8 protein-coding genes and 1 pseudogene are annotated in these 7,864 nt (G+C 64.9%); 1 reads left to right on the forward strand and 8 read right to left on the reverse strand.

The features are described from left to right. The coding region (locus JOZ76_RS13455) for an adenylate/guanylate cyclase domain-containing protein (protein WP_291699117.1) at positions 1-1,116 on the forward strand (1,116 nt) is incomplete at its 5' end. Between the two features lie 43 nt (positions 1,117-1,159). Here the strand turns inward: JOZ76_RS13455 and JOZ76_RS13460 are convergent. The 8 genes and pseudogenes from JOZ76_RS13460 to JOZ76_RS13495 form a co-directional block, all read right to left on the reverse strand. Beyond that, positions 1,160-1,660, reverse strand: a complete 501-nt coding sequence (locus tag JOZ76_RS13460) for an RNA pyrophosphohydrolase (RefSeq protein ID WP_291699118.1) — start codon at positions 1,658-1,660, stop codon at positions 1,160-1,162. After that, positions 1,657-2,169 (reverse strand): RNA pyrophosphohydrolase, encoded by a 513-nt coding sequence (locus JOZ76_RS13465; RefSeq protein WP_291699119.1) that lies wholly within the window; start codon positions 2,167-2,169, stop codon positions 1,657-1,659. The genes JOZ76_RS13460 and JOZ76_RS13465 overlap by 4 nt, the downstream gene beginning before the upstream one ends. 58 nt (positions 2,170-2,227) lie before the next feature. Next, positions 2,228-3,436 carry a divergent polysaccharide deacetylase family protein gene (locus tag JOZ76_RS13470; protein WP_291699120.1) on the reverse strand — a complete coding sequence of 403 codons (1,209 nt, stop codon included), beginning with the start codon at positions 3,434-3,436 and terminating at the stop codon, positions 2,228-2,230. 236 nt (positions 3,437-3,672) lie between these two features. Next, the gene (locus tag JOZ76_RS13475) at positions 3,673-5,040 is read right to left on the reverse strand and encodes a S41 family peptidase (protein WP_291699121.1); all 1,368 of its coding nucleotides are present in this window, start codon (positions 5,038-5,040) and stop codon (positions 3,673-3,675) included. Continuing rightward, the gene (locus tag JOZ76_RS13480) at positions 5,037-6,275 is read right to left on the reverse strand and encodes a murein hydrolase activator EnvC family protein (RefSeq protein ID WP_441300027.1); all 1,239 of its coding nucleotides are present in this window, start codon (positions 6,273-6,275) and stop codon (positions 5,037-5,039) included. Before JOZ76_RS13480 ends, JOZ76_RS13475 begins: the two co-directional genes overlap by 4 nt. 152 nt (positions 6,276-6,427) lie before the next feature. Further along, entirely contained in the window at positions 6,428-6,910 is a 483-nt protein-coding gene (gene rlmH / locus JOZ76_RS13485) for a 23S rRNA (pseudouridine(1915)-N(3))-methyltransferase RlmH (protein WP_291699123.1), read from the reverse strand. Between the two features lie 103 nt (positions 6,911-7,013). Beyond that, positions 7,014-7,370: a ribosome silencing factor gene (gene rsfS / locus JOZ76_RS13490; RefSeq protein ID WP_291699124.1), complete on the reverse strand. Its 357-nt coding sequence runs from the start codon at positions 7,368-7,370 to the stop codon at positions 7,014-7,016. 201 nt (positions 7,371-7,571) lie between these two features. After that, a pseudogene (locus JOZ76_RS13495) lies at positions 7,572-7,864 on the reverse strand (nicotinic acid mononucleotide adenylyltransferase); the annotation flags it as partial.

A 7,864-nucleotide genomic window follows, 5' to 3' on the forward strand; every position in this document is an offset into this window, starting at 1 on the left:
CGCCGCGAGGACGGCACCTACGCGACACCGAGGGTGAAGAAGAAGCATGCGGCGGCGGGATCGCGCCCGGCCTGGCTGTGGCCGGTTGTCGTCATGGTGATCGCCGTAACCGCGATCAGCGTGCGCGGATTTCTCAATTTCACCCGAATGGAGCTCGCCAGCGAGCGGCGGGCGAGGTCCCACGCGAGCAGGACCGTGCCTCCGTTGCCTTCGCTCGCAAGTGCACAGCCTGATCCGGCTCCGCTGCCCGCAGTTTTGCCGCCAGCCTCCGCGGCGCCGCCCGCCGCACCGGGGCAAAAATTCGCAGCCGAGAGCGTGCCCTTCATCTCGGATCGTATTCGCGTCTTCCTGGCCAACGAATATGTCAACGCGACCGATTACAAGGCGGTCGCATTGAACATCAACGGAGTCCAAAGCTCGGTCAGCGGCCAGCCGAGCGAGGAGGCCGCAAAGAGCGCGGCGCTCGAGCAGTGCCAAAAGCGCGCGGACAGCGGCGAGTTGAAGCGTCCCTGCGAGGTTTATGCGCTCGGCGACAAGGTGGTTTATCCGCATGGCCGGCCGCCGGTTCCATCGCTGCCCTGGCTCAAGCGCGATTCGCTCACCGAACGGCCCTTCGCGGCCAAGGATGTTCCGCTCGTGAAGGACGTCGGAAAGGCCAGGCTTGAGAGCGCCTTTGTGCCCGCGCGAAATTCGAAATCGCTGGCAATCGGACCGGGCGGTCAGTTCTTCTTCAATTTCGGATTGGACACGGTCCAGGAATCGATCCGGCGAAATCTCGAATCATGTGGTGCGCTCGTCGGGGCACCCTGCATGATCGTGGCCGTCGACGACAGCTTCGTCGTCCCGGTGCCAACGCTGATGAAGGCAATCGGCATCTTTCAACCGGCGACCGATTCCTCCATCGTGGCGAATGCCCACGACGACGTCGTGCGCAAGCTCGCCGAAGCATCGACGGGATGGAATGCGGTCGCGGTCGGCACCGCTGGACTGCCGGGGCTCGCCTTGAAGGCGGCCAGCGAGCAGGCTGCGATCGACGACGCGCGCACCGACTGCGCCAAGCGCGACAGCAACTGCCGCGTCATAGCCCTCGGACCGTTCACGGTCGGACCGAATTGACGCTGCCTCCTCTATGCTCGCGCGGATTACCGGGACAGCTGAGCTACTTGCACGCAAACTGCGCGAATTGTCGCGCCACCTCGCGATAGACCTCGCGGCGGAACGGCACGACGAGATCGGCGACGCGGTCGAGCCGCTCCCAGCGCCAAGCATCGAATTCCGCCGGCTGGCCGTTACGCGGCGTGGTCGGATCGATCTCATCGTCGCGGCCGACAAAACGCAACGCGAACCATTTTTGGCGCTGGCCACGGAATCTTGCGAGCCGGTGTGTCGATGGCCCGTCGTAAGGCGGAAAGTCGTAGGCGAGCCAATCCGTCTCGGCGAGATGGATGGCGCTCTTCACGCCGGTCTCTTCCCACAATTCGCGCAGCGCCGCCGCGCGAAAATCCTCGCCCTCGTCGACGCCGCCCTGCGGCATCTGCCATTCCAGTCCAGGCAGGATGATCTCGGGACCGTCGCCGCGGAAGCGGCGGCCGATCAGCACACGGCCTTCCACGTTGAACAGCGCGATCCCGACATTGGGACGATAGGGCTTGTCGTTCAAATTCGCGTACCGGCCAGCGCGGAAAATTCCTTCACCACGCGTTCATAGACCGGCCGCTTGAACGGAACGATCAGTTCGGGAAGGTTCTTCATCGGCTCCCAGCGCCACGTGACGAACTCCGCCTTGTGGCCACCGCCACCGGGGCTTGCGACATTGATCTCGTCGTCCTCACCGGTGAAGCGCATCGCGAACCATTTTTGCCGCTGACCGCGATAGCGGCCCTTCCACGTGCGTCCGGCAACCGTGCGCGGGATGTCGTAAGTGAGCCAGTCCCCGACCTCGGCGAGCTTCTCCACCGAGCGGACGCTGGTCTCCTCATAAAGCTCGCGTTTGGCGGCTTCCCAGGTGTCTTCACCCGGGTCGACGCCGCCTTGCGGCATCTGCCAGATATGCGTTTCGTCGACGTGCTCGATCCCGCCGGCCCGCCTGCCGATGAAGACCAGCCCCGCCCGATTGATCAGCATCACGCCGACACAGGTGCGGTACGGCAGGTCTTCGTAGCGCGTCATGCCGTCAGCGCCTCTTGCCGGCGCCGATCCATGCGATGGGACATGCGACAATCCTGTGTCATGAAGGCGATTTTGATTTCAGCATCGCCGTTGTCAATGGCACAAGCATGATGCCGTGGCTCTCGAGCGCCTTGGTCCAGACGCCGATGCGTTCGATGGAGACCGGCAGCGCCGAGGCGGTTCCGACGGCAAAACCGCGCTCCTTGGCGATTCCCTCGAGTTTTGCGAGCGCGTGGTCGATCTCCGCCGCCGTCGGTACGGCATCGATGATGACGTCGCCCTTGGCGAACGGCGTGCTCTGGCTCGCAGCCAATTGCGCCGCCACGCTGCGCGGCGCCGCACCATCGTCGAAGAATCCGAGACCCCGTTTGCTGGCCTCCCGCATGAGCGGCTGCATCGCCGTGTCCGTTGCGACGAAACGGGCGCCCATGAAATTGGCGATGCCCGCGTAGCCCTGCAGCCGGCTGAGATGCCAGTACAGCCGATCGAGATTCTGCTCGGGGCCCAGTGTTGCCAGCAGCGTCTGCGGCCCGGGATCATTGTCGGGATAGTCGTAAGGCTCCATGGGAACCTGCAGGAAGATCTCGTGGTGCTGCGCCCGCGCGCGTTCGGCGAGTTTTCCCGGATCGGCGCCATAGGGCGTGAACGCCAGCGTCACGGCTCCCGGCAGCTTCATGATGGCATCCGTGGTCTTGGCCGCGCCGACGCCGAGGCCGCCGACGACGATCGCGACGATCGGCATTTTGGCGGCCTTGGCGCGATCGGCATCGGCCGCATACACCGTGAAGGGTTTTAGCCCGTCGGCGACCATGGGTATCATGCCGTAACGCGATTTTTCGAGCAGGTGTTCGTTGATCCCCGCCATCATGGCCGGCTGCGTGCCGCCATCATCCGGCGCGGGCTCCGCGGCCCCGATCACGACGCTATGCCGCGCGCCGCTGGACCCGTCGATGATGGTCACGGTGTGCTGCTCGCCGGGCGCGGCCTCCTTGGTTTCCTTCGGCGTCTTGGTGCCGTGAGCCTCGCCATGCGCGATCTGAGGCGCCGCCTCGCCGCCGGCCTTGCCCTCGCGGATCGCGATGCGCGCGATCGGCTCTCCGCCAAGCGGATTGTCGTTGAACAGGGCAAAGCCCGCAAAGGTCGCCAGGAAAAGCCCGAGCACGGCCGCCAGGGCCTGCAGTCCGGTAAAGGGCAAACGGAGCCGGCGCTTGCGGCGCAAGGTCTTTTGTCCGAGCGGGGTGCTCAGATCGTCGGCCGTGTCTGCCATCGACTTTCCCGAATCAACCGATCCGGACGATACCACGGGTGAGGCCAAGGGAGGGCTAAGGCAAGGCCGCCGCACGGCCAAACCGCGGCGGTACCGTGGTCCTACTGCCAAAAGTGTTTTCGGGCCAAGTGGCACCGCTTCGGGTGAAGAAAACGCGTCAGAACAAGAAGCCGAAAGCAAAAAGGGGCGGTCCGCCCGGACCGCCCCTGAAACTCGCTGCAAGCTCTAAGACCTGGTCAGTTCGCCTTGGTCGCGGCCCTGTCGGTCGTCGTTGCCTTGTTGTCGGGGGCGGGCGGTGGCGTGTTCGCCGCCGTGTTGCTCTTGATGCCGTGCAGGAGATCGTCGGCCGCCTTCAGCGCCTTGTCGTCCTTGGCATCCGGCGGGACATAGGACTGCGAACCGGTCTTCTCGTCGCCGTCGTTCTTCAGATGGCCGCGCAGCGAGGCCTCGCCGCGGGTGTCGGTGCGCGCCTTCAGCTCTTCCGGCACGTCCTGCAGCACTTCGATGTCGGGAACGATGCCCTTGGCCTGGATCGACTTGCCCGACGGCGTGTAGTAGCGCGCGGTGGTCAGGCGCAGCGCGCCATTGCCGCTGCCGAGCGGAATGATGGTCTGCACCGATCCCTTGCCGAACGAGCGGGTGCCGACCAGGGTCGCCCGCTTGTGGTCCTGCAACGCGCCGGCGACGATTTCCGACGCCGAAGCCGAGCCGCCATTGATGAGAACGATGACCGGCTTGCCCTTGGTCAGGTCGCCCGGATGGGCGGTGCGGCGCTGGGTCTCCTCGGCGTTGCGGCCGCGGGTCGACACGATCTCGCCACGCTCCAGGAAGGCGTCGGAGACGGTGACCGCCTCTTCGAGCAGCCCGCCCGGGTTGTTGCGCAGGTCGATGACGTAGCCCTTCAGCTTGTCGCCGATCTGGTTCTGCAGATTGGCGACCTCCTTCTTCAGGCCCTCGGTGGTCTGCTCGTTGAAGGTGGTGATGCGGATATAGGCGATGTCGTCGGCCTCGACGCGCGCGCGCACCGAGCGGACGCGGATGTTGTCGCGCACCAGCGTGACGTCGAGCGGATTGTCGACGCCCTTGCGGACGATTTTCAGCTTGATCTTGGTATTGACGGGGCCGCGCATCTTCTCGACCGCCTGGTTCAGCGTCAGCCCCTGAACCTGCTCGTCGTCGAGCATGGTGATGATGTCGTTGGCCATGATGCCGGCCTTCGAGGCCGGCGTGTCGTCGATCGGCGACACCACCTTGATCAGGCCGTCCTCCATCGTGACTTCGATGCCGAGGCCGCCGAACTCGCCGCGGGTCTGCACCTGCATGTCGCGAAAACTCTTCGCATCCATGTAGCTCGAATGCGGATCGAGGCCGGACAGCATGCCGCTGATCGCGGACTCCACAAGCTTGCTGTCATCGGGCTTCTCGACATAGTCGCTGCGCACCCGCTCGAACACGTCGCCGAACAGGTTAAGCTGGCGATAGGTGTCCGCGGTCGCGGCGCGGGCGCTCGATCCCATCAGGACGGCGCGGGGCTGGGTCACCAAAAGGGTCAGTGCGGCGCCGGTAGCAGCGCTGAGGAGAACTACAGAAGTTTTTCGCATCATCCGCGAACCTTTTCGCCTTCACTTGCGGCCCACCATGGGCCTGAATCGATAGGAGTGTTGTCCTTGCGGAACTCGACATAAAGCACAGGTTGGCTCGCGTTCGTGGAGAGAATGGAAGCAACCTGCGCCGTGCTTCCCATGGTCGCCACGGGCTCTCCCGAAAGTACAAACTGGCCGATGTTCACCGAAATGCGTTCCATTCCGGCGATCAGGACATGATACCCGCCCCCGGCATTGAGGATCAAGAGTTGTCCGTAGCTGCGAAACGGACCGGCGTAAACGACCCAGCCATCACAAGGTGTTGTGACCTGCGCGCCGGGCCGCGTCGCCAAAGAAATGCCCTTTTGCGTGCCGCCGACCCCGTCGGAGGCGCCGAAGTCGCGAATCTTCGTCCCGTTCACCGGGAGCGCGAATATACCTTTGGCCGAGGCGAACGCGATCGCCGGGCTCGTTCGGGTCGCGTTCTTCGTGTCGGCCTTACCGCCCGATGCCGGAACCCCCTGCAGACTGGCAATGGCGGCGGCCTTGGCGGCGCTCTTCAGGTCCTGCTCCATTTTCGAGATCAGGCCCTGCAGGCTGTCGGCCTGCTTCGACATCGCAATGGCGCGAGCGCCCTCCTGCTCGAGGTCTTTCTCGGCGGTGAACTGCTGGCGCTGCCGCTCGCCCACCAATGCGGAGAGTCTCGTCTGATCGTCCTTGAGCTTGTCGCGGTCGGCGGCGAGCTTGTCCCGCTGGGTGCTGATCGTCTTGCGGACGGTCAGGAGGTCACCGAGCTCGCCGGAGATTTTTTCCGCACGCGCCCGCAATTCCGGCACCAGCGAGCCGAGCAGCATCGCTGTGCGCAGCGACTGCAGCGCGTCCTCGGGCCGCACCAGCAGCGCAGGCGGGGTCCGGCGTCCCGCCCGCTGCAGCGCCGCCAGCACCTCGACAATATCGGAACGACGCGAATCCAGCGACGCGCGCATCTGGGCCTCGCGCTGATCGAGCACGCGCAGACGCGCCTCGGTGTCGCCCATGCTCGCTTCGATGCTGCGAACCCGTGCGGCGACATCGATCAGCTGCTGGTTGAGTTTGGAGCGGTCCTGTCCGATCGAGGCGATGTCAGCCTGCAGCTTGGCTTGCTGCTCGGCAGCGCTCTTCTGCGCGGCGCGGGCGTCCTCGAGCTGCTGCGTGCGCTGCTTGATATCGTCGGGCGAAACCGGCCCGGCGGCCGGCGTCGCGGCCGCGCTCTGCACCGACTGTTGGCCGGAACGTGCCGGCTCGGCGGCGTTTGCCGGTGACAGCAGCAGAGCGAGCGGGACCGACGACAGCAAGCCGCGGCGAAGCGCGGCGTGCAAATGGCGGATCCGGGGCGTCGGTCGAGACAAGGTTCGTCCAGGTAGCGCACTCAGGCGCGGTGATAGGGATGGCCGGCAAGAATCGTTGCGGCCCGGTAAAGCTGCTCGAGAAGCATCACGCGAACCATTTGATGCGGCCAGGTCGCGGCGCCAAACGCGACACTCTGCGTCTCCCTGCGCCGCAAATCGGGCGAAAGTCCGTCCGCCCCGCCGATGATGAAAATAGTATTGGCGACTGACTGATCCCGCAAGCGGCCGAGCGTCCGGGCAAAACCGGTGCTGTCCATGTTCTGGCCGCGTTCGTCCAGCGTCACGACAGCGGATTTCTCGGGGATCAGGGCCGAGATCGCCGCCGCCTCCTCAGCCATCCGCGCCAAAGCGTCGCGGGCCCGACTTTCCGGGATTTCGCGGATCTCGAGGCTACGAAATCCGAGCTTGCGGCCGAGATCGTCGAACCGTTCCCGATAACGCTCGGCGAGGTCCCGCTCCGGGCCCTGTTTCAGCCGGCCGACCGCGATCACGACCAGGCGCATGCGTCAATCCTTCCGCCGCGCCCGGTGCCGACGTCTGCGTCCGACATGCGCAACCGGTCCAGCCGCCGATGCGGCGGACCTTGGCTCGCCGGACCAACCGACCCTAGACCGCCTTCGCCGCCGTCGGACCCTGGATCCACAATCGTTCGAGATTGTAGAACTCGCGGACCTCGGGTCTGAAGACATGCACGATCACATCGCCGGAATCGATCAGCACCCAGTCGCAATTGGGCAGGCCTTCGATATGGATGTTCTTGATTCCGTTTTCCTTCAGGCTTTTCAGGACGTTTTCAGCGATCGCGCCAACGTGCCGGTTGGCCCGGCCCGTGGTGACGACCATGTAATCCGAAAATGCTGATTTGCCGCGAAGGTCGATGGTGACCGTCTCTTCCGCCTTCATATCCTCGAGGCGGGAGAGGATCAGGTTCAGCGTCTTGTCGGCGTCGGACGGCGCAGGCAAGGCCGCAGCTTGGGTCGACGTTTTACGCGCGCTCTGACGAGACTTGGGTAAAACTGACTTGGACAATACAGGTGTGGCCAGGGACCATTCCTTTCACTGTATCGCGGGCGACCGAATCCGGCAGCCCGCGGACCATTCTACGCATGTGGGGTTAATGGTTTCAATATCCAGTCCCCCACACACCACCAGACTCTCGCACCTTCACGTTGCGGTCTTCCAGCTCCCGTCCGGGTTCCGCAAGGTCGTCGACGAAAGATTCATTTTCAGCCCGGTCAGGAAGACCCAGGCCGGCGCCGGCTGATCCGTCAGCCGGGCCGCCTGATTCTCAGGCAGCCGGTAGCGCGCCAGCGCCTGTGCTGCGGGGGCCGCCAGCGCCCGGAAACTCTGCGGCGGGCGGTCGATCACGGCGATCGGCACCTCGGAGGCGATGCGCCGCCAATCCTTCCAGCGGTGAAACTGCGCGAGATTGTCGGCGCCCATGATCCAGACGAAGT

The sequence above is a fragment of the Bradyrhizobium sp. genome (assembly GCF_019244115.1).
Classification (GTDB): domain Bacteria; phylum Pseudomonadota; class Alphaproteobacteria; order Rhizobiales; family Xanthobacteraceae; genus Bradyrhizobium.